Annotated in this window: 23 protein-coding genes and 1 pseudogene; 8 read left to right on the top strand and 16 right to left on the bottom strand. The window is 35.0% G+C overall.

Annotation, left to right across the window (positions count from 1 at the left end):
- Positions 1–203: 203 nt before the first annotated feature.
- The 4 genes from AN957_RS06095 to AN957_RS29080 form a co-directional block, all read right to left on the bottom strand.
- The gene (locus AN957_RS06095) at positions 204–1,007 is read right to left on the bottom strand and encodes a hypothetical protein (protein ID WP_056682856.1); all 804 of its coding nucleotides are present in this window, start codon (positions 1,005–1,007) and stop codon (positions 204–206) included.
- The gene (locus AN957_RS06090; RefSeq protein ID WP_053477446.1) at positions 1,000–1,509 is read right to left on the bottom strand and encodes an RNA polymerase sigma factor; all 510 of its coding nucleotides are present in this window, start codon (positions 1,507–1,509) and stop codon (positions 1,000–1,002) included. The genes AN957_RS06095 and AN957_RS06090 overlap by 8 nt, the downstream gene beginning before the upstream one ends.
- 658 nt (positions 1,510–2,167) lie before the next feature.
- Complete coding sequence (gene tet / locus AN957_RS06085; RefSeq protein ID WP_053474667.1) at positions 2,168–3,544, bottom strand: Tet(L)/Tet(K)/Tet(45) family tetracycline efflux MFS transporter; 1,377 nt, start codon at positions 3,542–3,544, stop codon at positions 2,168–2,170.
- Between the two features lie 33 nt (positions 3,545–3,577).
- Positions 3,578–3,640, bottom strand: coding sequence for a tetracycline resistance efflux system leader peptide (locus tag AN957_RS29080; protein WP_142108989.1), 63 nt, complete (start codon positions 3,638–3,640; stop codon positions 3,578–3,580).
- A gap of 918 nt (positions 3,641–4,558) precedes the next feature.
- Between AN957_RS29080 and AN957_RS06075 the strand changes: the two genes are divergently transcribed.
- Together AN957_RS06075 and AN957_RS06070 are read left to right on the top strand one after the other, a co-directional pair.
- Complete coding sequence (locus AN957_RS06075) at positions 4,559–5,338, top strand: ABC transporter ATP-binding protein (protein ID WP_053477445.1); 780 nt, start codon at positions 4,559–4,561, stop codon at positions 5,336–5,338.
- 2 nt (positions 5,339–5,340) lie between these two features.
- Entirely contained in the window at positions 5,341–6,984 is a 1,644-nt protein-coding gene (locus AN957_RS06070) for a hypothetical protein (protein ID WP_053474665.1), read from the top strand.
- A gap of 214 nt (positions 6,985–7,198) precedes the next feature.
- Here AN957_RS06070 and AN957_RS06065 read toward each other — a convergent pair whose 3' ends face one another.
- The 6 genes from AN957_RS06065 to AN957_RS06035 all read right to left on the bottom strand — a co-directional run bounded on the left by AN957_RS06065 (position 7,199) and on the right by AN957_RS06035 (position 12,602).
- On the bottom strand, positions 7,199–8,095 hold the full coding sequence (locus tag AN957_RS06065; RefSeq protein WP_056682849.1) for an RCC1 domain-containing protein: 897 nt from the start codon (positions 8,093–8,095) through the stop codon (positions 7,199–7,201).
- Positions 8,096–8,457: 362 nt separating this feature from the next.
- Entirely contained in the window at positions 8,458–8,910 is a 453-nt protein-coding gene (locus AN957_RS06060) for a VOC family protein (protein ID WP_053474663.1), read from the bottom strand.
- A gap of 674 nt (positions 8,911–9,584) precedes the next feature.
- The gene (locus AN957_RS06050) at positions 9,585–10,532 is read right to left on the bottom strand and encodes a LacI family DNA-binding transcriptional regulator (protein ID WP_056682846.1); all 948 of its coding nucleotides are present in this window, start codon (positions 10,530–10,532) and stop codon (positions 9,585–9,587) included.
- A 36-nt stretch (positions 10,533–10,568) separates the two neighbouring features.
- The gene (locus AN957_RS06045) at positions 10,569–10,874 is read right to left on the bottom strand and encodes a hypothetical protein (protein WP_053474661.1); all 306 of its coding nucleotides are present in this window, start codon (positions 10,872–10,874) and stop codon (positions 10,569–10,571) included.
- A 241-nt stretch (positions 10,875–11,115) separates the two neighbouring features.
- Complete coding sequence (locus tag AN957_RS06040) at positions 11,116–11,502, bottom strand: DUF3888 domain-containing protein (protein ID WP_053474660.1); 387 nt, start codon at positions 11,500–11,502, stop codon at positions 11,116–11,118.
- 284 nt (positions 11,503–11,786) lie between these two features.
- Complete coding sequence (locus AN957_RS06035; protein WP_075209092.1) at positions 11,787–12,602, bottom strand: sulfite exporter TauE/SafE family protein; 816 nt, start codon at positions 12,600–12,602, stop codon at positions 11,787–11,789.
- Between the two features lie 114 nt (positions 12,603–12,716).
- Here AN957_RS06035 and AN957_RS06030 point away from each other — a divergent pair, with 114 nt between their 5' ends.
- A complete protein-coding gene (locus tag AN957_RS06030) occupies positions 12,717–13,622 on the top strand; it encodes a LysR family transcriptional regulator (RefSeq protein ID WP_053474659.1) in 906 nt (301 codons plus the stop codon).
- 259 nt (positions 13,623–13,881) lie between these two features.
- Here AN957_RS06030 and AN957_RS06025 read toward each other — a convergent pair whose 3' ends face one another.
- The 5 genes and pseudogenes from AN957_RS06025 to AN957_RS06005 form a co-directional block, all read right to left on the bottom strand.
- Positions 13,882–14,451 carry a nucleotidyltransferase domain-containing protein gene (locus AN957_RS06025; RefSeq protein WP_053477443.1) on the bottom strand — a complete coding sequence of 190 codons (570 nt, stop codon included), beginning with the start codon at positions 14,449–14,451 and terminating at the stop codon, positions 13,882–13,884.
- A 157-nt stretch (positions 14,452–14,608) separates the two neighbouring features.
- Positions 14,609–15,233 (bottom strand): annotated as a pseudogene (locus tag AN957_RS06020) (FMN-binding negative transcriptional regulator).
- A 22-nt stretch (positions 15,234–15,255) separates the two neighbouring features.
- Positions 15,256–15,774, bottom strand: coding sequence for a spermidine/spermine N(1)-acetyltransferase (paiA, locus tag AN957_RS06015; RefSeq protein WP_056682844.1), 519 nt, complete (start codon positions 15,772–15,774; stop codon positions 15,256–15,258).
- A gap of 25 nt (positions 15,775–15,799) precedes the next feature.
- A complete protein-coding gene (locus AN957_RS06010) occupies positions 15,800–16,252 on the bottom strand; it encodes a MarR family winged helix-turn-helix transcriptional regulator (protein ID WP_053477442.1) in 453 nt (150 codons plus the stop codon).
- 333 nt (positions 16,253–16,585) lie between these two features.
- Positions 16,586–17,767 (bottom strand): NupC/NupG family nucleoside CNT transporter, encoded by a 1,182-nt coding sequence (locus tag AN957_RS06005; RefSeq protein ID WP_053474656.1) that lies wholly within the window; start codon positions 17,765–17,767, stop codon positions 16,586–16,588.
- 788 nt (positions 17,768–18,555) lie between these two features.
- Between AN957_RS06005 and AN957_RS06000 the strand changes: the two genes are divergently transcribed.
- On the top strand, positions 18,556–19,317 hold the full coding sequence (locus AN957_RS06000; RefSeq protein ID WP_053474655.1) for an ANT(4')-I family aminoglycoside nucleotidyltransferase: 762 nt from the start codon (positions 18,556–18,558) through the stop codon (positions 19,315–19,317).
- Between the two features lie 180 nt (positions 19,318–19,497).
- Here AN957_RS06000 and AN957_RS05995 read toward each other — a convergent pair whose 3' ends face one another.
- Positions 19,498–19,938, bottom strand: a complete 441-nt coding sequence (locus tag AN957_RS05995) for an NUDIX hydrolase (protein WP_053474654.1) — start codon at positions 19,936–19,938, stop codon at positions 19,498–19,500.
- Positions 19,939–20,264: 326 nt separating this feature from the next.
- Here AN957_RS05995 and AN957_RS05990 point away from each other — a divergent pair, with 326 nt between their 5' ends.
- The 4 genes from AN957_RS05990 (at position 20,265) to AN957_RS05975 (ending at position 23,063) form a co-directional block, all read left to right on the top strand.
- A complete protein-coding gene (locus AN957_RS05990; protein ID WP_053474653.1) occupies positions 20,265–20,978 on the top strand; it encodes a 2OG-Fe(II) oxygenase in 714 nt (237 codons plus the stop codon).
- Positions 20,979–21,059: 81 nt separating this feature from the next.
- The gene (locus AN957_RS05985; RefSeq protein WP_056682840.1) at positions 21,060–21,674 is read left to right on the top strand and encodes a bifunctional transcriptional activator/DNA repair enzyme AdaA; all 615 of its coding nucleotides are present in this window, start codon (positions 21,060–21,062) and stop codon (positions 21,672–21,674) included.
- Position 21,675: 1 nt separating this feature from the next.
- Complete coding sequence (locus AN957_RS05980) at positions 21,676–22,209, top strand: methylated-DNA--[protein]-cysteine S-methyltransferase (RefSeq protein ID WP_053474651.1); 534 nt, start codon at positions 21,676–21,678, stop codon at positions 22,207–22,209.
- Positions 22,210–22,244: 35 nt separating this feature from the next.
- Complete coding sequence (locus tag AN957_RS05975; protein ID WP_056682837.1) at positions 22,245–23,063, top strand: SPL family radical SAM protein; 819 nt, start codon at positions 22,245–22,247, stop codon at positions 23,061–23,063.
- Positions 23,064–23,077 lie beyond the last annotated feature (14 nt).

The following is a 23,077-nucleotide window of genomic DNA, read 5'->3' as shown; positions in this document are numbered from 1 at the left end:
CAAAATGGCCCTTTAATGGAATAATTAAAATATGATCTCAATCCCTAAAATCTCTTACCTTCCTATTGAACAAACGCTACCATAGTTTAAGTATTTATCTTCATAAACTTGTGATCAAAAGACCTTTTCTTCATATATGTTTATTAACACAAAAAGGGACCATTGACTGATCCCTTATTTAAAACAAGCTATTTTAGGCAATTTCACCTTATTATTTGCTTAATTGACTTTTCTACAAATGATATTGCAAAATCTTCCGGTACTTTATTTAAAGGAAATGCAAAAACATATACCGTATTATTATCATATTTAAAAGCAAATGACATGTAATTACCTGTTTTATCTTCGGTTATTTTATAAATAACGGTATGTCCTGCGATTGTTTTTTTATCACCATATAAAAAGTAATTAATTAAGCTTCTGGTACTTACTTCTCTGCTTAAAATATGGATATAAGCCTTATGTTTTTCATTTTTTATAAAATCACCGTAAAGTAACTCAATTGGTGCTCCTCCTTTTACTCCTGGTTCTGTTATTTTTTCATATTCTTTAGCATCCGCTTCATCTGCATCTAAATTGCTGTAAGCAAGACCAGCAACTGTTGGCTTTCTTTCTATTATTTTCTCACCTACAATCATACTTTCCATCATGAGAATAGACATTTTTAATGGAAGTTCCTTATGATATGGAATATATACAGGTGTTTTCAATGCATCCGAAAGTTGTTTTTCAAGTTCGGTGTATGGGGATTTAACCTTTTCATCAGCACTTTGATTATCGTTTTCTACAAAAACAGCTAAAAAATAACCTGCAAAAATGATTAATATTCCTGACAGAACAGTTGTTAAAACTGACTGTTTATTCCACTTAACTTTTCGGCTTTTAGCTTTTTCTATCGATTTTATCATCTTAGTATGGATCATACTTTTATCTTCCCCATCTAAATCGATACTTTGAAAACCCTTAAATGCATCATCGAACTTAGTTTCTTCATTGTGTTTATTCATGTACATAACCCTCCTTTAGCATTTGTTTCTTTAAGGCATTTAAAGCTCTATACAAGGTAATTTTTACTTTCCCTTCAGACCAGTCTAAAATTTCTGCTGTTTCTTGGATTGTTAACTCCTTTATTTTCCTTAGAATGATTACCTCTCGATAGGACCTTTTTAATTTTAAAAGTGAATGGTAAAGTTCTTTCTCACTTTCTCCTAATTGTGTAACTTGCTCTGGAAGATAATCGTTTGTCGCAAGGGAGGCGTAGGAATCAACTACAAATCGCAAGGGCTTTCTTTTTCGTGCATCGTCAATTGTTGTGTTCCTTGCAATACGAAACAACCAATTTCTTACACTTGCTTCACCTCTAAAACTTTCCATGCTCTTATACGCTTTAATAAATGTATCATGCGTTAAATCTTTAGCTAATTCATGATCAGCAGTTAACATAAGGATATAGCGATAAATTTCATCGCTATAACTCCAGTACCAATCGTTTAACTTTTGTAATATCAATTCTTCCTCCAAATAATTCACCTCTTTCGAACTGAATTTCTAATAAATTTTTAGTTGCTTTAATGACGTATTAAGATACAAATAGTTACACTTTTAGTTTTAATAAAACTTTTTTGTTTACTTTCACTCAATAAAAAGGGACCGTCAAAAATAACGATCTCTTAATTAGATAAAGTATCGTTTGTGGTTTTACATTAGTTCAATATCCTTTTCTTTACATATTCCGCTATTATAGTGGAATAAAAAAAAGCGATGCTTCATTATTGAAGTATCGCACCTGGATAGAGCCCTTTAGCTGAATGCCCTATCTATATTTTTCTTTGTTGATTCCTTCTTTCAAATAAAAACACTGCTCTAAATTGATATCATATACATTGGCTTCTGAAAATAAGCATTTTTCTGATCAGACTTATAGTCCTTTGCCTTATATACATAAAGAAAGAGCGTAATTCTTGCTAATTGTGCAGACTCAGATAGGTATTAAAATTTAAGTAAACTGCAACTTTAGCTCAACAAGTTTTGTTCCAGTAAATTATCCTTTACACAAGGAATCGGCGCATTTCTTATTCCAGAAATGCGCCGATTGTAGAACAAAGAAAATTGAAGTCCTTTAGAATTAATTTTGAACCGCTGTCTCAAAATTGATCCTTTGACCCTTTTAGAAAATTCTCCGCGAATGTCTATATACATTCAAGATAACTAGCCAACTAATGACAATGATTCCTACAATGAGTAATAGTATATTACTGTACAAATAAGTCGATTGATCAACGTCAATAGGTAGCAACCTTCGATCTAGTAAGCGTACAGATAATAATCCGCCTACAATCGCAATACCCGTTCCTTCTAATAAAAAGCTGGAAAAATTAAGCAAACTCATTCCAGCACCAACTTCCTTTTGTTTCAAACTACTTGACACAATTGTAGAAATTACTGTTTTTGTGAACGAAAGCCCACCAAAAACAAAAACTAATATAATTGTCATAAGCCATGGTGTGGCTTCTATAAAAAAGGCAGCGATTATAAAGCTGATAGATAAAATTGCCATCCCAATGTTTAGAACATACAAAGAACCTTTCCTATCAACAAGTAATCCTCCAATGTAACCGAAAATGATGACACTCATTGTTCCGGGAAAGATAATCCCACTTCCAATTGCTGCAGTATTTAATTGGTGAACATCTTTCATCATATAAGGAACCATAGAGACAAATCCTGCTACTGCACCAAATATAATTCCTCCACAAAGGACTCCAATCACAAAAGAAACATTTTTTCCTAGTTCAGGATCAACAAATGGATTTGGTGCTTTCCTAATATGTTTTACAAATATCAGGAAAGACAAAAAACTAATGATCAGAAAAGAAATTCTATATGATGTAGTAAACAGCATAAAAAATACAATACCTACAGACATCAATATAATTCCTGCAATATCAAATTGATTTCTTATTCTTTCTTCCTTTTTCAAGAGTTTTATAAGGAATGGAACAGTAATAATTGTCACTGTTGGAATAAGCAACAAGTACGACCAATGGACATAATGGGCAATCATTCCACCAATAGCTGGTCCAACACCTTCCCCCATAGCTACTATAGACCCAATAAGGCCAAATGCTTTACCCCTGTTTTCTTTTGGAATATAGCGTGCAACTGTAACCATCACGAGTGCTGGAAATGCAGCTGCACCAGTCCCTTGAATAAACCGGGCTAAAATAAGTATAGGAAAGAAAGAGTGTCCAACAAACCCAATTACCGATCCGAAGCAATTTACTATAATCCCAAATAGGAATAGCTTTTTGATGCCCAACTGATCAGATAACTTTCCATAAACTGCAGTTCCAACGGAAAAGGTTATCATAAAAGCTGTGTTCACCCAGTTTGTACTCGCGGGTAGTTTATTGAAATCATTGGCAATATCAGGTAATGATACATTCAAAACCATTTCATTTAGTACACTGAAAAAAGACAGAACACACAGCCAAATTAAAACTTGGTTGTGTTGCAAAGTTGGTTGTGAATAAGAAATATTCACATATTCCCCTCCAATAATGAGGGTTGACGCAGTTTATAGGGCCTTTGATACGCTTCCCTCTTTTAAATTTACCCTGTCATATTTATTGCACTTCATAAATAACGCCTCCTAAATTTTATTGATATATTTTATCACATATAGACCAAGGTCTAAACTTTTACTATTTATACAATAGTATGACCTTTACATAAAGAAAGAGCGTAATTCTTGCTGCAGAATGGTGCCCTTTAGTGGAATATCAAATACTACCCGATATATTGAAGAATTAACCGGTATAATGCTAAGCAAAGTCCTAAAATACTCGCTTTTATTTTAGATGGATGGATTCTTTTGCTACTAAACAAGTAAATTAAAACTAGTATAAATCCCAAGGGAACCCACAGTTGAAAGACACCTTCTTTTGTACTGTGAGAAAAAATTGGTGCAATGTAAGTGCTAACCAGAAAGTAAAAGTAAACCGTAAAACGTCGTGTTTCTAATTGTTTGCTCCACCTGACTAAAAAGATAATAATTATTATTGCGATAATTGTAATATGTAAAGGGGGTAGAACAATGGCACCATCTCCAATTTTGAATTCCATTCTTAATTTCCCTCCTTTTTTAAAGTATACCACCATTTATGGTAAATTTAGGGATGCATTTTATTCGAATTCATATTTTTCTCCGTAAGACCATTTAACCATATCCATTCTTCAATTAACCTGCGTCCGTTAGGTAAAAGAGAGTGTCCCTGTTAAACAATCGCGCCCTTTTATATAAAAAAAGAGACTTAAAAAACTTTCCATACTAGCGTCATCCTAATAGTTTCCATTTTTTACACAATCAACTGAATTAGCAATTGTAACCACTCTAGCATTCTAACCCCTTTAATCTGGGAATGCAGATAGATGAACAACAGAAAGTGATTTATAGGATTTTTTCTGTTCTATCTTTGGTAAGCAAAGGAGTTAATGTTACACTAGGAATAGATTAAATGGATATATAATCCAGTAATAGGGGTTGAGAATGAAGATGATGGAAGAAGTTATATTAGAAATTACTGATTTGAAGAAGAATTATGGTTCAAAGTCAGTCTTAAATGGCGTTTCTCTTCAAGTAAAAAAAGGAGAAATCATTGGGTATATTGGTCCGAATGGAGCCGGAAAAAGTACCACTGTTAAAATCATACTTGGCATTGAGGACAATTATTTCGGTGAGATCAAACTCTTCGGTCATGATATTTCTGATGGGAATATCGACTATAAAAGGAAAATTGGTTATGTACCGGAAATCGCCGAAGTTTACGACAATTTAACCGGCCAAGAGTATTTAACCTTTATTGGCGAATTATATGGTCTTGATCTTGAGCTCGCTGATTATAAAGCAAAAAGCCTAATGGAATTATTCGGGATAGGCGAAGTCTATTATTCTCGAATTGCCTCTTACTCAAAAGGGATGCGTCAAAAGCTTTTAATTATCTCGAGCTTATTACATAATCCTGAGCTTTTATTTTTTGATGAACCGATCAACGGGCTGGATGCAAATAGCGTGATGATTTTCAAAGAAATCATGACACAGCTTTCCGAACAAGGAAAAACGATTTTCTACTCCTCTCATATTATGGATGTAGTCGAAAAAATAAGCAGCCGCATCATTCTCCTGCATGACGGTAAGATTGCTGCAGACGGGACATTTGAAGAATTAAAACAGCAAAATACGAAGGGGTCACTTGAACAAATTTTCAACCAGCTTACAGGGTTTAATGAACATAAAGAACTTGGTGCAAGATTTGTATCGGTCGTAAAGGAGATGTAAGCATGCAAGACTTTCGCACGCTGAAACTATTGGATCGTTTTGAGAGAGTTTTCAGCAGCTTTGGCGTAGATTACAAGATAATGAGAAAGATTTTACAAGTTAAGTTAACGATGGATGGCCGGCGGGTGCCCACCATTTTCTCACAAAATGCGAAAAAAAAGGACCAGGAAAGCAACAATCAATATTTAAAATCTTTATGGATTTACGTGATATTTGGCCTGTTTACGATTCCATTTGTCCTTTTGGGTGAAAATTATCTTTTTCAAATGAGTCTCTTCTATGGGATATTCACCTTTTTTGTCATGACATCAATGATTTCGGATTTTTCTTCTGTTTTGCTAGACATTCGTGATCGGAACATCCTGTTTCCCAAGCCAGTTAATCGAAAAACAATTAGCACTGCAAAACTGGTGCATGTTGCTATTTATCTTTCTTTCCTTACGATAGCGCTTGTCAGTATCCCTTTGATTGTTGGGCTTGTCAAAAATGGGCTGTTGTTTTTCATAGTTTCAACCTTAAATATCATCCTAATTGACCTGTTGATCATTGGATTAACTGCCCTTATCTATTTATTTATTCTGCGATTCTTTGATGGAGAAAAATTAAAAGATATTATCAATTATGTTCAAATTGGGCTGTCACTTATGATTATGGTTGGGTACCAATTGCTTATTCGTTCTTTTCAGTTCATAGACTTATCCGTCTCGCTTGAACCGCAATGGTGGCAAATATTTATCTTTCCGATGTGGTTTGGGGCAAATATGGAAATGATCATGAATGGTTCCTATCAGCCGTTTTACCTTCTCTTTACTGCTTTAGGAATTCTGATTCCTCTTCTATCCATTTGGATTTATATGAAATTTAATGATGCTTTTGAACAAAATCTTCAAAAGCTCACGTATCATGGAAAGGCAAAAGAAAATAAACAAGGGAAGCTCCGTCAGTTGTTCCTTAAAGTGATATGCCACACGAAGGAAGAAAGAGCCTATTTTCGATTTGCCAGTTCCATGATGAAAAATGAACGAGATTTTAAATTGAAGGTCTATCCATCTTTGGGGTTTTCCATCGTGATTCCTTTTATTTTTATCATGAACGGATTTAACAACAATTTTAATGAACTATCTACTAGCAAATCCTATTTAACTATTTATTCTAGCTTAATCATCATCCCGACCATCATGATCCTCCTAAAGTTTTCAGGAAAATATAAGGGTGCGTGGATCTACCGGGTTGCTCCGATCCAACAGCTAAAGCCAATCTTTAGTGGTACGATCAAGGCGTTCATCTTTAAGCTCTATTTACCCGTTTATTTGCTTCTAAGTGTAGTATTTATCGCATTATTTGGCGTAAGGGTAATGCCCGATCTTGTGATTGTATTTATAAATGCCATTATTTATGCTGTCATTTGTTTTATGGTTCTGAAAAAGTCTATTCCCTTCTCGGAGTCTATTGATCAGTACAATCAAAATAGCAACGCGGCCATTATATTCGGTTTAATGCTATTTGTTGCATTGTTTGCTGGTCTGCATTATGTCAGCACGTTGTTTTCTTATGGAATCTATCTATATATGGTGATTGCCATCATTTGTTTGGCTGCTCTTTGGAAACAGGCTTTCCATATTACATGGGAAAAGCTTATGGGATAGATTTGTTGGGAACCGAAGCGATATACGCCATACAAGTTAGTATTGAAATCCCAAAACGGAACTGTCCCAATAGTGGACAGCTCCGTTTTAGCTTTCAAATCTTATGTTTGCGTAATTCTTACTACAAAATCGCACCCTTTAATGAAATAGCCTTATTTCTGAATCAATGTTCATTAACTCGTTCAGTGATTTTCTGGCTTGTTGTTATTAAAAACTAATTGCCGGGCAGTTGGATACCGCGCCAGCCGCTTACTTCGCATTGGCCATATTCATTATCACCCACAGCAACCACCCTGCCGTCCAATTTAAGACCGACGGAATGGGCACAACCCGCCGCTATCGCCACAATACCTCGCCAATCACTTACATAACATTGGCCATACTCATTCCAACCCACTGCCACCACAGTACCGTCTGATTTTAGGCCAACGGTATGATTACTACCAACCGCTACCGCCACAATACCTTGCCAGCCGCTTACATCACGTTGGCCATATTTATTATCACCCGCAGCCGTCACCGTACCGTCCGATTTAAGACCGATTGTATGAAGATAACCCGCAGCGACCGCTACAATATCATGCCAGCCGCTTACATTGCATTGGCGATACCGATTATTACCCACAGCCATCACTGTGCCGTCCAATTTAAGACCGATGGTATGCCAGTCACCCGCCGCGACCACCACAATATCATGCCAGCCGCTTACATTGCATTCACCTTCATTATTTCGGCCCACTGCTACCACCGTGCCATCCGATTTAAGCCCAATGGTACGACGCCAACCAGCCGCAACCGCTACAATATCGCGCCAGTCGTTTACATCGCATTGGTTATGTTTATTCCAACCCACAGCCACCACAGTACTGTCTGACTTAAGACCGATGGTATGAGCATTACCCGTGTTCGTCGCCAAATGAACATTACCAGCTGCGACCGCCACAATATCGCGCCAGCCGCTTACATCACATTGGCCATGTTTATTATCACCCATCGCTGTCACCGTACCGTCAGATTTAAGACCAACGGTATGACGACGACCCGCCGCTATGGAATCTTTAGGCCATCTTTTCACTTTTAACACCGCTTCTTTCGGTGAAATGTAATCCATGTTTTACCTCCTTGAATATTAGCAACTGTATGGTTGTGTGATAAAGAAACCATATCAAACTGTCCTTTTAGTTTATTCCATTACATAAAGAAGAGCGTAATTCTTGTTATTGTATAAAAATTTTCTTCAAATCGAGACGGATTGGCATATAACGTTTTCGCATTCAAGACCCCTGCGAGCCTGAATCTGCTTCCCTGCTTCTTCTCCTGGCGACCAAGGGGCTCGGAGAGTCCCGCAGCGTGAATGCTGTGTTATATGACGTACCCGACTTCTTCGAGTTACTTTCACACTGCTTTTCTGTTTCAATTTTTACTTCAGTAATGTATATTTCAGTAAAGGCTTTTTATAAAACGTCACTTTACTTATTTGTTACCGAGTTGTTCCGCCAAACCGATTAGAAGTCCTTCGGTTCCACGAATGTAGCAGAGCCGATACGAGTCCTCGTACTGAACCACTTCGCCAACGAGCTGAGCACCATACTTAGTGAGTCTGGATACCATTTCGTCAATGTCTTCAACGGTGAACATGACGCGTAGATAACCGAGGGCATTTACAGGAGCAGTCCGGTGATCTGATATAGTAGGTGGGGTGAGAAATCGCGAAAGTTCAAGTCGGCTGTGGCCATCTGGGGTAACCATCATAGCAATCTCTACGCACTGAGAACCCAATCCGGTTACGCGACCAGCCCATTCACCTTCGACAGTAGCTCGCCCTTCGAGGTTCAAGCCAATCTCCTCGAAGAAAGAGATTGCGTCATCAAGGGATTCTACAACGATGCCGACATTGTCCATTCTTAGTAATTTGTTTTTTTCCATAGTTTTATCTCCTTATGTGTAAAAATTTATTATCTGATCATCTTCATAATTTTTCTATTAAAAAGTTACAAATTCCTTCCAAAAAAAACACCTTGTCACAGTTCATGATAACAAAGAAAAGTCACAGTATAGGAAAATGTGAAATTAGGTTTTCGGGTATGTCATATAACATCTTGTTAACGAACAACAATTCGTAAACCCTCTACTATTGGAATATTCGCGAACCTTATTTCGTGAATGCCATCATGTTCAAATAGTTTCAAAAATTCGATACCGTACTTGCTATTCAATAAAACAACTTCGACTTCCCCACAAAATATTCCTGCCCTGTACTCCATTAAATGGCCCTTTAATGAAAAATGAGCGCTTATCCTTATTCATGGATAGCACCCTTTATGAAATAACTGAGTAGTTTCTATTTAGCTTTTTTACTTGAAAAACAATAATGAAAATAGGACTGCCGACACAGCAATCCAATTAGTTTTTACTAAATATCCTCATGAAACTAGGTCGTTCTAAACAAAGCACTAAAAGTTTTAGGTCAGTCCTACTATTTTTTATAGTTAGGTTTTGCATATTCATATAAAATTATCCACACCAAATATAACAGCAGTAAACATAAGAAGTTTCCTCCTAGCATCTAGTTATATTCAAATCCTAGCCAAAAATAGGACTCATACAGAATCTCTCTCCAAAATGCGATAGGGGATTTTCACTTTTTTTCTAGATTTCTTTATCACTAGGCTACAAGCTTGTTCACCCACTTTCGTTAGCTGGTGATCCACTGTCGTTAGTCCCAAACCGATACCCACTGGCTGATTTTCTTGACCGATAATCACTAAATCAGCAGGAACCTTCATTTGTTGCGACTTCGCATATAAATACATACCGCCAGCCACTTCATCTCCATTCGCATATATGGCTGTTGGTCTTTCTGGCAGCTGCAAAAACTGCTTCGCTGCTTCATATCCGTCTTCTAAGCATTGACAATCTGAAATATGATAGCCTGGTGGAAGTTCTCCGAAAATCTGATTATAAGCATCAAGCATTTGCTTCGTGCTATTGCTTTCTAGTCTAGCTGTTGTGAAAGCTGCTGCACGATGCCCTTTGTTTTTTAATAATTGAAAGGCATTTAGAAAAGAAGAATACCGGTCTATATAGGAACAGCCAATTTCCGTATGCTCCGTATATTCACAAGATACGATTGAACCATAATTGCTATACGGGATGATTGTTTCCCAATCATTCGCTCTTGAAGTGATAATGATGCCATCAAATAGCTTGCTTTTCAATTTTTCCAAGTACTCCATTTCCTTTTCTTTGCTATATTTTGAAGGAAGTACCGTTATCAAAAAATCATCTTCTAAAGCCTTCGTTAGAATTCCATTTAATAGTTGATCAAATGAGGGGTTGTTGTTGTATGGGATAATCACGCCTATTGTTCTTGTTTCTCCTCGAATTAAATCAATCGCATTTTTGTTTGGTGTATAGTTCATTTCTTCAATAACTTTTAAGACAGATTCTCTTTTATTGCTGGCAACATACTTATAATTGTTAAGGACTCTAGAAACAGTAGAGACAGAAACGCCTGCTAATCTAGCAATATCGTTAATATTTGTCATAACACAGCTCCTACATATACCATAAGTCAAGAAAACCTACACATTCACATTCAATTGCTGAAACATCTTCCTAAAGGTAAGGAGGTTTCCTCTGCAGATCCATCTTACCGTAATCTGATGTTCTCCTACAATGAGTGCAGAATGTCCAATATCTCTCATTTCTCCTTCAAACCACAAAGATTCTTCCACATTTATTAGATTTTTGCTTACTATATATAATCTTTTATTGGTTAAAAACAACTCTCCAAAGTAGACGTTTTGAATTCCATCAAAGATTTCAAATAGCCCTGTAAGGGCAGATAGGACATTTTCATCTTGTTGAAGGGGAATTCTTCTGTTCATCATTTTTCCTCCTTTAGTTGAAAATAGCTTACTTTCACTCTAATTTATGAAATGCATTTCAAGTCAAGGAAAAAAATTAAATTAACTCGATAATAAAAGCGGCTACTCTGAAACAGTATACACTTTGGTTAAGTACTAATGTTAGCCATTCTTAGACAATCCTACCAGATAGTTTTAGCAAAAACTCTCACTTTCATGTTCAGGAATCAAAGGTACCTTCAAGTAAGTCCCCTGCTGAAGATCAAGGATACGTTTTCAAATGCTTATAACTTATTAGTTTACCCATTGTATTTATTACAACCTCATCTTCCCCATAACTGATATGAGCACGATAATAAGGATGTACTTTTAGCGTTAATTCATATAATCCGCCAATCCCATATAACTGCTTTATCTTTAGGATTTCTGTGTCATATGATGCCCAAGTAAGACCTTCTGGTGCATTTTTGTCTTCCTTATAAATTTCAACGATTGCTTTATCAACTGGTTCTCTTAGGCTGTTTATAAGTGCATATTTTAACGTTTCACTTAAATTTGTATCAGCTTCATTTATTGTTTTTGCATTTACAATTGTATTAAAGATTACTAAAAACATTCCTACCAAAAGCACCACTACGAATTTTTTCATAATTTTCACCTCATTTTAGTTTCCTAAAAACTAAAATGATTAATGCAATATCCCAACTGTTGAGTGAAACCAATTATTTCAAAATCAGACATTCAACTCAATTTTTTTCGTAACAAAATATGCTTACCTTACTACAGATAAGCGCCCTTTAGTTGAAGATTATATTTTGTAGAGTTATTAACAGATGAATTAACTCCCATTGTTTAACATAGCCTTTTAGTTAATTTGAAGAACGCCAAAATAATAATAAAGTTAAAGATTAACCCTTCTATATAAATTTAAAGTTATAATATTTTATAAGCCATCTGTACAATCAAAAAGAACATAATTGTAATTAATAATGACTTTGCTATTTTCAATGAAACTTTAGGTAAAACAAGTATGCCTAATTGCGAGCCAATAATGGAACCTATAGCCATTGCTAAAGCATATGACCATTGAATGAATCCAGTTTGATAAAAAATGATAAATGCTCCTGCACAACTTCCAAAAATTAAAACCCTTGTTAGTTGAACAGCTTTTAAATAAGTCTGTTCTTTTTTCATGTAATACAAAATACTAAATGTGGAGGAGCCGGGACCGAATCCTCCATCATAAGCTGCTATAGAAAAGATAACGAAATATGTCCATATTCTTTTAGTTGATTCATGATGAGCACCTTGAGCCGTCTCAATCCATCCCTTATTTTTTAACGTAACAACTAAGGCAAAAAACAGAAGAATAATTGCAATCATATTCATGTTTTTTTCAGAGAGATGTGTCGTAATTAGAGCCCCTCCAACTCCTCCTAAAAATGCTACAAATAAGTTTTGAATAATTGTTTTAATACTTAGTTGCTTCAGTTGGATAAGATAGAATACACTTGAAAATGCAGCAATACCTGAGGAAAATTTATTTGTCGCAATACTAGTCTGAATAGGAATACCAGTTAACATCATCGCAGGAAGTGTAATCAGTCCACCACCACCTGCTAAAGTTCCAATAAAAGAAGAAATGATTCCGATAAAGAATAGGATAATTAAGTGATAGTTTAAGGATGAAGCACTCACTAAATACAGAGCTAAGATAAGTAAAAGTAATATAATTATTTGTTTTTTCATCATGTTCTCCTTTTTAATCGTCATTGATAATAAAAGGATATATAATGATTATTAATAAATCTAATATATATTTTTAACCAATTCATAAATAAAATTTATGAAAGGATTTCGAATATGAATCTTCATGCGTTGCGCCTCCTTATAAAAGTAGCTGAATTAAAAAGTGTTACAAAAGCAGCTGATGCCCTTTCAATCAGCCAACCGGCAGTATCCGTTCAAATTAGAAATTTGGAAAAGGAAACGGGACTAAAACTAATAGAAACAGTGGGAAGAGGGATTAAGCTTACAAAAGAAGGAGAGTTTTTGGTTGAACGTGCTCAAAACTTATTTGATATGGAAAAGGATATTGAAAATAAGCTTTTTCAGCTAAAAAATGGTGAATTACAAGAACTGCGAATAGCCTCCACATATTTGCCAGCTAATTTTTTATTACCTGTATGGCTAGCAAAATTCAAAATGGATTTCCCATCTGTTAATGTGAACCTTTATAGTGGCAATTCCAATCAAGTATTAGAAAACTTACTTCACTATAAGTCTGATATTGCTTTCGTAGTGAAAGAAGAGTGGAATAATCCTGATATTCATCTTGATCACTTAATGGATATCGATTTTTGGTTTATTGTTCCACATGGTCATAAATATGATGGACAAGAAGTTTCATTAAGAGAATTGATGACGGAGCCTTTTTTATTAAGAGAAGACGGAAGTTCTACAAGGGAAATCCTATTTTCATTATGCAAAGTTTATAGTGTCCCTATCCCCAGAATTGGATTGCAATATCATGGCCTAAATGAATCAATTCGTTCTGTCGTTGCTGGATATGGTACTATGCTAGCCCCGGCACTAGCAGTTAGAGGATATTTGGAACGAGGGGAAATAGGCAGAGTGATTGTTAAAGAAATTGAAGTAAGACGACCTGTTTATATTTGTAGCCGTAAAAATGACAAAGAATTTACCATAAATCTCAATAGATTTATTGGTTATGTAAAAAGCAGGTATGAGGTACAAAATTCTATATAAAGTAAAATTATATAGATGAAAACAGTCTGAAGCCGCATTTTCTAAAAAGAATGCGGCTTCTTTGTTATGATAATTTTATCTTAATCCAGTATATGGCCCTATAATGAAATATAAGTTGAGTATTTTTAATAGGTGATTAATGTATGTTTTCTAATTAAATCTGCAAACTCACTTTAAGTAATAAAAAAGGATGGACAATGGAAGATCGTATTTGGTCAAACTTTAACAAATTCTGTTAACTTGTTAGTTGAATATATATTTAAAACAAAAATTGAAGCCACTTATGTTCTGGTTCATGCAATTCTAATGCATACCGAAGCCATTGTTTTTTCTCATTATCGAGATAATCCTTTACAGTCATAAAGTCTTGATTATCTTTTTCTCTTGTATTTTTCGCCTTATATAAAAGGACAATTTCTGGATTCAGATAAGGAATACCTGTTTCAGAATAACTCCATACTGAATCAAGTGGGGATGAAATCCTTAAATCTCTTCTGAATTTCCAATCATTATCTTTTGTTTCATTTAGAAGTACTTCTATTTTATCGCCATTTAACTTATTCCAAGCGTGTATTTCGTGAATGGGTAACTCTAAAAACTCATTTTCCCAAGTCTGGAATTTACCTTTACTTACCTTTTTAAACTCCCATTCTTTAAGATAATCTTTAAGATTTAGTTGGTCTTTTCGGAATAAAGCGAGCTCTATATCATTATGTTCCCTTGTTTCTTTACCAATAAAAAGGTCAATTGCCCATCCACCAGCAAAGAACCATGTTTTATTAAATCCTGCCATGAATGAGGTCATACTCTCGCATTGTTCAAATGACATATAAATCCCCCCAATATTTATTATCATCGAACCTAAAAAAACTGTTATTTTCAGTTTATCTAATGCTACCCATTTGTTTACGTACAATCCTTCATAATCATAAACCATAAGCAAAAACGCCTAAATTAGTTGAGTCGGATAATTTATCAGCGGCAATTTATTTGTGATTTTTTAATCTCTTTTCCATCAATTCTGCCATTTGTTTCGAATTTGGATTTCCTTCATTTTGTAATTTATCAATAATGTTACTATAATCTGTCTCACTTCGATTTTGACTTAATTTATAAGCTGCCTGAATTTCTTCCACTTTAATCTTAAAACCAACAATCCCTTTTAGCTGAGTTTCTAATAGTTTAGGAGAAAGATTATCCCACAAAACTGGATTTCCACCCATTTTGTTCATATTTTCCCAACATTCTCTTTAAGTCTTCTATTAACTCATCTTTCTCTAAAATACTTCCTTTTCCATACATATGGATAGCCTGATAATTCCAAGTCGGAACATTTTCATGGGAATACCAGGAAGAAGAGACATAAGCATGCGGGCCCTGAAACATAACAAGCACATCTTCACAGGTTTCAAATGTTCTCCACTGAGGATTTCCATAAGCCATATGCCCAGTAATATAGTAATCATCATCCTTTTTATTTAACCCTAAAGGCAAATGCGTGGCTGTTGGTTTCCCTTGATCTGTTGTGATAATTGTACCAAAAGAGTTTTTTTGAACAAAATCCCAAATTTCTTCAGCATTTGTGATCTTGAAATATTTTGGAATATACATTATAATCCACCTTTCCAAAAAGCTATATGAGTGTTTTGGTCATTATATAGTCTATTTGCTCTTCATCACCCATAAAAAATGAGTGGGCTCCTGTTTGAACAAATCCCATTTTCTTATAAAAAGCAATCGCATTTTCATTTTTTTCCCATACACCTAGCCAGATTTTCTTTTTATTACGTTCCATCGCAATTTCTATAGCATGATTTAGCAGATATTTACCAAGCCCATGTTTTTGAAATTTATTCTTAATATAAATCCTCTCGATTTCAAGCGATTCTTCATCCATTTCTTCCGATTGAGCATCATCGGTATTAACCTTTAAATATCCAGCGACTTCATTATTAAAATAAACAAATAAGAATTGCGAAGAAATATTGGCTAATTCTTTTTCTAATTGTTTTAAGTTAAATGCCTTTTCCAAATAGGCATTCATATTTTCAGGTGAATTCTGATGCTTAAAAGTTTCATTAAATGTTTCATAACTAATTTCTTGAAGTTGGCGTGAATCTTCTAGGGCACACTTTTTAATATTTATAGTCATTTTTGTATGTCGCTCCTTTAAATAATCAATAATTTCTCTTGTTTCCCTTCTTTACAAATTCCCAGTCTTTTTCTATATTTTCTCTTACTCTCTGAAGAAGATTGAAAATGGTTTCTGCTTCTCTTTCGGAAAATCCCTCTAATGCAATATTATTGGAATAATCATTTTCTCTTTTGATAAAAGGATAAACATTATTCCCTTTCTCTGTTGGAAAGAGTTTTTTTATTTTTTTGTTATTTTTATCATCTTTTTTTTCAATAAAGCCATTCATTTCAAGTTTTTTTATAGCGCGAGATGCTGTTGTTCGATCTACTTTTATCATCTCTGCTAACTTTTCTTGTATGATTCCTGGGTTTTCACATATTCGCACAAGGTACAAATACTGCCCTTTTGTAAGGTCATATTCTTTAAATTCTATATTACTAATAGAATCTAAAGCCCTTGCTATCATTCCGATTTCACGAAGAATTTCCTTCATCATTAGCTCCCTCAGTTCGTACTTATATTGCAAATGCAACAAAAAGTGGAATATGTTTATTCTATCCTTTTTTTTGTTGCATTTGCAATAAAAAAATAATAAAGAGGTCATAGCTGCTACTGCAGCTATTCTTGCTGCAGAACTGTACCCAATTAGTTGAATAGCAATAATAACCCCTTGCATAAATGGCAGTTCAACTACACTGCGCCGCTAGCCATCCATGAAGTGCAAAAAGCACGCAATTTAGTCATAAAAAAACTGCACCCCCATATAGTGTCTAACGATCGGGGTGCAGTTCAAACGACATAGCAATAACTGCTTCTTTTGTTTTAATTAAATAACCAAACCAACAATTATAGCCGTTAAGATACTAACAAGTGTAGCTCCGTACAACAACTTTAAGCCAAAACGAGCAACTACATTCCCTTGCTTTTCATTCAACCCTTTTACTGCTCCGGAAATAATACCGATAGATGAAAAGTTTGCAAAGGATACAAGAAATACAGAAATAATGCCCAGTGTATGTTCACTCATTGACTTAGCTATTTCTCCAAGGCTTATCATTGCTACAAATTCATTCGTTACTAATTTAGTTGCCATTATTCCTCCGGCAGAAATAGCATCTGCCCATGGTATACCCATTAGGAAAGCTATTGGTGCAAAGATATAACCCAATATTTCTTGGAAAGATATACCGATTAATATTTCAAATAATGAATTGATTAAATCCATTAATGCTACGAAACCGATTAGCATAGCTCCAACAATGATGGCTACTTTAAATCCGTCCATGATATATTCTCCAAGCATTTGAAAGAAAGCTTGCTTATGCTCATCTTCAATCGTCAAGATATCTTCGTTTTCTTCTACATTATACGGATTAATGATTGAAACAATTATAAATCCACCAAACATGTTCAACACAATTGCCGTTACTACATACTTTGGTTCAATCATAGTCATATATGCTCCAACAACTGACATAGAAACGGTCGACATTGCTGATGCGCATAATGTATACATACGCTGTGGAGCAATCTTATCTAATTGTTTCTTTACAGTAATGAATACTTCAGATTGACCTACCATTGCAGAAGCAACAGCATTGTATGATTCCAATTTTCCCATACCATTTATTTTACTTAAAAGTAATCCTATCCATTTCATAAAGAAAGGAAGAATTTTAAAATGCTGCAAGATCCCTATCAGTACAGATATAAAGACGATCGGTAATAATACACCTAGAAAGAAGGGAGACTCTCCTTTATTCGCTAAACCTCCAAAAACAAATGATATACCCGTATTTGCGTAAGACAATAAATGATCAAATACATTTGTTATTCCTTTAATTAGAATATAACCAAACGTTGTATTTAGCAGTAAAGCTGCCAATATAAATTGGATGATTAGCATAATAATTATATTTTTATATTTTATCTCTTTTTTGTTTTTACTAATTAACAAAGCTAAAGCAAAAACAAGTAGCAATCCACAAAAAGATATTAAGTATCTCATAAGTTCCTCCATAAATAAACATGATTAATTTTGGGCGTTCGAATCCACGACTACAAATTCATTCCTTTCGCTCATTATGCTCCTATATCAAAAATTTGAAGAACAGCCAAAGATCTTAATTAGAATATAATTGGTCAGACGTCAGACAAACAATTTCACTATAACAGTATTTCTACTATCTATTCAATAGTTAATAGATAAAAAAGTATGCCACATAGCATACAAGTAAGACAAATACTGTATCAGAACAAAATTATCGTTTTATAAGACCTTCATAAATATGATTTCTTGAATGAACGACCTTTAATTCTCCACTCTTTTATTTCTGAAAGGACAACTAAGCTAAAAAAAGAAATAGGCCTTTAAAAACAAACTTCAATCATAGAAAATCTTTTTTTATTGTGTGAAACTTTTGAAATATTATGTCCATCGATTTAAATAAACTAAAATAGGCATAATTAAACAAACCTGCTATGAAAGTATAATAAGAAAAGGAACACTTATTAAATTGAAAATCTGTAGTGCCGGTAATTTTTACGCCTGACTGATTTATCAACAATCTTCCCCTAAAATAAAAATATGCGCTGATCCTTATTACAGGAAAGTGCCCGATTGTTAACATTGCAGATTGAAAGAAAGTTGCATCGATTTGTCTCTTTGAGATAAAATTTTCTAAAAGAGGTGTTATTAGATGACAGCAGATAAAGTTCCCCGTTAAGCCCGTGGTCCCCCTTGGCCATTAATATATTTTCTCATTAATTATTTTTATTAAAAAAAGGAGAAACGGTATGATTGGTCCAAGAAAAGTTACTAGAGAAGAAAGAATGAATATCGCCTATATAATAGCAAATCAATTGTTGGAAAAATACGGTACAGATGTTGAAGCTATTGGCATCTATGGTTCTTTAGCTCGAAAAACAGATGGTCCATTTTCAGATATTGAAATTAAATGTATTTTAAATTCTTTAGAAGATGGCTTTAGCTATGAATGGACTTCAGGAGATTGGAAAGCAGAAGTAAACCTTGATAATAAAGAAAGTATTGTAGAAGAGGCCACTACAGTAGAAGAAGATTGGCCACTTACTCATGGACAATTCTTCACTATACTCCCAATTTATGATCCGAAGGGATTTTTCGAAGAGCTAAGACAAAAAGCAAGTTCTGTGGATCACACCATTTTTAAAGAAGCGATTTGTAAAACATTAGTTGAGGAAATGTACGAATATGTTGGTAAATTGAGAAATATAAAAGTTCAAGGACCTGAGACATTTTTGCCTACTTTGGCTATAAAAATAGCAACTGCTGGTGCCATGATTTTAGGATTACACTATCAACGATATTTTACGACAGCAGCTCAAGTATTGCCAGAAGCTTTAGTATTATCAAATAGGCCGTGTGGGTTTGATAAACTTTGTCAACTGGTGATGTCTGGACACCTTTATGACTCTAAAAGGATACTTGATGCATGTGAAAACTTTTGGAATGGTTTATTGGTCTGGTCGAAAGAGAATGGTTATATTATACGTTTTTCTAACTGTGTACCCTTTTGATTCGTCTAAGAAATGGGATGCTATTAACAATCCATTATAGTACTTCCAATGAACCATTTAACAGGTAGCGTCAGAAATCACAAGATTTTTAAACCCAATTTCTTAATGTAATGTTGAGAAATTGGGTTTTTTGTAACCTAATAAAATGGCCTTAATCCTGCTTGTTAAACATCCAGACCGTTATTTTAAGTGTATAGCTTCACAATTTTGAATAAAAGCAAGTGTTTTTTCAAAGAGTTTTGGTTGAATTTCTGAATAGGTAAGATTATTAGGAAGACCATCAAATAGTTTTAATTCATCTATTTCTGAAACTGGCAATCGACCAATCTCTTTTATCCTCCCCAAATATAACCTTCCAAAAGTTTTAGTAACAGAATCATCCATCGAATAGTCGCAAATTGGAGTTAAATCAACATCTATACAACCAGTTTCTTCAAATAACTCTCTTTTTGCTGTTTCTTCGATTGTTTCCCCCTGTTCCCTATGACCACCCGCAATTTCCCACGTTTTTCTTTCTTTATGTCTAACATAAACCCACTTCCCCTCATAAATAGCACTTATTACTGCAAATTTTAACTCTATTTCATTTACAGAACCTGACTCATAATATTCGATTTTCATCTTTACACCTCCATTTTAATCATTGTCCAAGAAGTGCCTGATGAACCACAATGTTCAAATCCAAGTCCTTTTCTGGAATATAGCTATTTATGAATAACCTTCCCCGTTCTTACTATAAAGTTCATAAGCAACATATCCAAATAATAACCCTACTTCAGCTCCTAAACTAAAAATAATTAGAAGCAAAAAGGATACTAATGGAGTTTTACTTTACCACATAATCATCTTGATTCATTTCGTTATCTTGCTATTACATTCTAATAGTCTTATTTTTTCCAATGTATGAGGTTATATTGTTAGGTATCATGATTAAAGGAGAAATGAAAATGTTTCAGGATATACAAGCGAGAATAAAAAGCCTAAATTGGGAATCCATTCAAAACGAATTAGATGAGCAAGGATTTGCAAAACTTCCAGCAATTTTAACAAAAGAGGAATGCGACTACTTCATAGAACTCTATAGTGAGGAAGGGTCATACAGAACCACCATCAATATGACTAGATATCGATTTGGGAATGGAGAATATAAATATTTTTCATATCCATTACCTGAAGCAATCCAAAGGTTAAGAGAATCTTTTTATCCAGAGCTGTCCAAAACCGCAAATAGATGGTTGGGTTACTTGAAGAAACCTGCACAATTTCCAGATAACCTTCAAGAGTTTCTAAAAAGTTGTGAAGAATACGAGCAAACAAGACCAACACCTTTAATTCTAAAATATGAAAAAGGTGGATTTAATTGCTTGCACCAAGATTTATATGGAGACGTATTTTTCCCGTTTCAAGTAGTATTTGTATTAAATCAAAGAGATAAAGATTATACGGGCGGTGAATCCCTATTAGTGGAACAGATTCCACGCGCTCAGAGCAGGGCGCATGTCATTACGTTGGAACAAGGTGGCGCGCTGATTTTCCCTACTAACCATAGACCTTCTCTAGGCAAAAAAGGATATTACAAGAATACAGTTCGTCACGGAGTAAGTACGGTTACTACTGGAGAAAGATACGGTCTTGGAATTATTTTTCATGATTCTAAATAAATTTCACTATCTTGCTATTTTATCCTTTGTCTAATACGTACTGAATTTACAGGGTGTATAATGTAAGGAGAGGTGAGGTAAATGACGGACAGTGCCAATAGTGGATTTCAAGAGAACCATGATAATGGGATGATGACAGATAAAAAATGGCAAGCAATTATTAACAATGATGCCTCGTATAATAATCAATTTTTCTATGCTGTAAAGACCACAGGGATCTTCTGTAAACCGTCATGCAAATCTCGCGTTCCGAAAAAGGAAAACGTGCGTATTTTTCAAAACGCCGAACAAGCTCTCCAAGCAAATTTCCGCCCTTGTAAACGTTGCAAGCCTACTAATGAGAAGTTGCCTGATAGTGAGTGGGTTGCTCTTATCACTGAATACATTGATAAAACTTTCATTGAAAAACTAACACTAGAAACATTAGCGGATATAGCTCACGGAAGTCCCTATCATTTGCATCGAACGTTTAAAAAGATTACAGGCATCACGCCAGTTGAGTATATACAACAAGTTAGAATAAACGCAGCTAAAGAGTACCTGATTCAAACAAATATAGCGATTGCGGATATCTCCATATGTGTAGGAATGCCTAACACGCCCTATTTTATTACTCTATTTAGAAAGAAAACCGGACATACACCAGCACAATATCGTGAATTACATCGGTCAATGAAAAAAACGGAGGAAATTTAATATGAGATCAGAGAATAAACCAACACTTTATTGTTCTTTGCTAAATTATAAAGATTGGAATTTTTATATCGCTTCGACATCCAAGGGGCTAGTGTTTGTTGGTTCACAGAACAAACCATTTGAGGAATTGTCTGAATGGGCTATGAAACGCTTTCCGGGAAGTCCTCTTGTTGAAGATGGTGAAATGCTCAAACCTTATGTGGATGAACTCACCCAGTATCTCGGAGGAAAACGCCAAACCTTTACCATCCCCTTTGATTACAATGGAACAGTCTTCCAGTTGGCAGTTTGGAACGCACTTCGTGAGATCCCATATGGAGAGAAAAAGACTTATTCTGACATCGCAAACTATATTAACAAGCCAACAGCAGTTCGTGCTGTCGGTGCAGCCATCGGAGCGAATCCAGTATTAATCACTGTTCCCTGTCATCGTGTAGTAGGAAAAAATGGAGCGTTAACAGGCTATCGTGGCGGGTTAGAAATGAAGACAAAGCTTTTAGATTTGGAAAGACAGGAGTCATCTAGCAATAAGTAAAATTCTTGTACAATGATTGGAAGCGAGGTTTCCCCATGAAAAGCGAATTGTTCTACAAAAAACCAAAAACCATTTTAAATAAAGGAACAGGCTTTCTTTCGGGATATACTCATTCACTGAATCCTTATACGGGCTGTTCTTTTGGGTGTTCCTATTGTTATGTACGCCAAATGCCTGTATCTCTTTTTCGAGAAGGGGAATGGGGAAATTGGGTTGACGTGAAAATCGGAGCAGCGGCTATACTCACTAAAGAACTTCAAAGAGCAAAAGCAAAAGGGAAAGTGACGATATTTATGTCGTCAAGCACGGATCCCTATCAACCCATCGAACAGAAAGAAAAAGTCACTCGTTCGTTATTACAGGTGATAGTAGATGACCCACCAGACTTCTTATTAGTGCAGACGAGAAGCCCGCTTGTCAGTCGAGATATCGATTTGCTACAGCACTTAAAAGACAGAGTACGGGTAAGTATAACCCTTGAGACGGACTCGGAAACGATTCGTAAACATTTTACTCCAGAGGCCCCCCCTATTCAGGCACGTTTTAAGGCATTGCAAAAATTAGCAGATGCAGGAATTCCAACCCAAGTTGCAATAGCCCCCGTATTACCGAGTGGAGAATATTTTCCTGATAAATTGAAACCATTCGTCAATCGAATATGTATTGATGACTATTTTATGGGCGATGGCAGTGGAGGAAAACGCACAAAAAAACTAGAAATGGAAAAAAAATACGCTGAACTTGGCTTAGAAGAATGGTATGGACCACAAGCCTATAAAAAAGTATATAAGAGGCTTTTGGGTATATTTTCGAAAAACCAGATATATGTTAGTCAGTCGGGGTTCGAACCGTAAAGATAACAGGAAGT

Origin of the sequence: Cytobacillus solani (assembly GCF_001420595.1) — a bacterium.
Classification (GTDB): domain Bacteria; phylum Bacillota; class Bacilli; order Bacillales; family Cytobacillaceae; genus Cytobacillus; species Cytobacillus solani.
The sequence above is the reverse complement of the archived record's forward strand: the minus strand, read 5'-3'. Positions and strand labels throughout refer to the sequence as shown.

What these genes read in the sequence shown, in the direction of transcription:
- AN957_RS06005 (WP_053474656.1), bottom strand. Translation starts at nt 17,767, where the DNA reads ATGAGATACTTAATATCTTTTTGTGGATTGCTACTTGTTTTTGCTTTA.
- AN957_RS06060 (WP_053474663.1), bottom strand. Translation starts at nt 8,910, where the DNA reads ATGGAAAAAAACAAATTACTAAGAATGGACAATGTCGGCATCGTTGTA.
- AN957_RS05990 (WP_053474653.1), top strand. Translation starts at nt 20,265, where the DNA reads ATGTTTCAGGATATACAAGCGAGAATAAAAAGCCTAAATTGGGAATCC.
- AN957_RS05985 (WP_056682840.1), top strand. Translation starts at nt 21,060, where the DNA reads ATGACGGACAGTGCCAATAGTGGATTTCAAGAGAACCATGATAATGGG.
- AN957_RS06000 (WP_053474655.1), top strand. Translation starts at nt 18,556, where the DNA reads ATGATTGGTCCAAGAAAAGTTACTAGAGAAGAAAGAATGAATATCGCC.
- AN957_RS06025 (WP_053477443.1), bottom strand. Translation starts at nt 14,451, where the DNA reads ATGTCATTTGAACAATGCGAGAGTATGACCTCATTCATGGCAGGATTT.
- AN957_RS06050 (WP_056682846.1), bottom strand. Translation starts at nt 10,532, where the DNA reads ATGACAAATATTAACGATATTGCTAGATTAGCAGGCGTTTCTGTCTCT.
- AN957_RS06030 (WP_053474659.1), top strand. Translation starts at nt 12,717, where the DNA reads ATGAATCTTCATGCGTTGCGCCTCCTTATAAAAGTAGCTGAATTAAAA.
- paiA (WP_056682844.1), bottom strand. Translation starts at nt 15,774, where the DNA reads ATGACTATAAATATTAAAAAGTGTGCCCTAGAAGATTCACGCCAACTT.
- AN957_RS06070 (WP_053474665.1), top strand. Translation starts at nt 5,341, where the DNA reads ATGCAAGACTTTCGCACGCTGAAACTATTGGATCGTTTTGAGAGAGTT.
- AN957_RS06045 (WP_053474661.1), bottom strand. Translation starts at nt 10,874, where the DNA reads ATGAACAGAAGAATTCCCCTTCAACAAGATGAAAATGTCCTATCTGCC.
- AN957_RS05995 (WP_053474654.1), bottom strand. Translation starts at nt 19,938, where the DNA reads ATGAAAATCGAATATTATGAGTCAGGTTCTGTAAATGAAATAGAGTTA.
- AN957_RS06095 (WP_056682856.1), bottom strand. Translation starts at nt 1,007, where the DNA reads ATGAATAAACACAATGAAGAAACTAAGTTCGATGATGCATTTAAGGGT.
- AN957_RS05980 (WP_053474651.1), top strand. Translation starts at nt 21,676, where the DNA reads ATGAGATCAGAGAATAAACCAACACTTTATTGTTCTTTGCTAAATTAT.
- AN957_RS05975 (WP_056682837.1), top strand. Translation starts at nt 22,245, where the DNA reads ATGAAAAGCGAATTGTTCTACAAAAAACCAAAAACCATTTTAAATAAA.
- AN957_RS06010 (WP_053477442.1), bottom strand. Translation starts at nt 16,252, where the DNA reads ATGAAGGAAATTCTTCGTGAAATCGGAATGATAGCAAGGGCTTTAGAT.
- AN957_RS06040 (WP_053474660.1), bottom strand. Translation starts at nt 11,502, where the DNA reads ATGAAAAAATTCGTAGTGGTGCTTTTGGTAGGAATGTTTTTAGTAATC.
- AN957_RS06065 (WP_056682849.1), bottom strand. Translation starts at nt 8,095, where the DNA reads ATGGATTACATTTCACCGAAAGAAGCGGTGTTAAAAGTGAAAAGATGG.
- AN957_RS06035 (WP_075209092.1), bottom strand. Translation starts at nt 12,602, where the DNA reads ATGAAAAAACAAATAATTATATTACTTTTACTTATCTTAGCTCTGTAT.
- AN957_RS06075 (WP_053477445.1), top strand. Translation starts at nt 4,559, where the DNA reads ATGGAAGAAGTTATATTAGAAATTACTGATTTGAAGAAGAATTATGGT.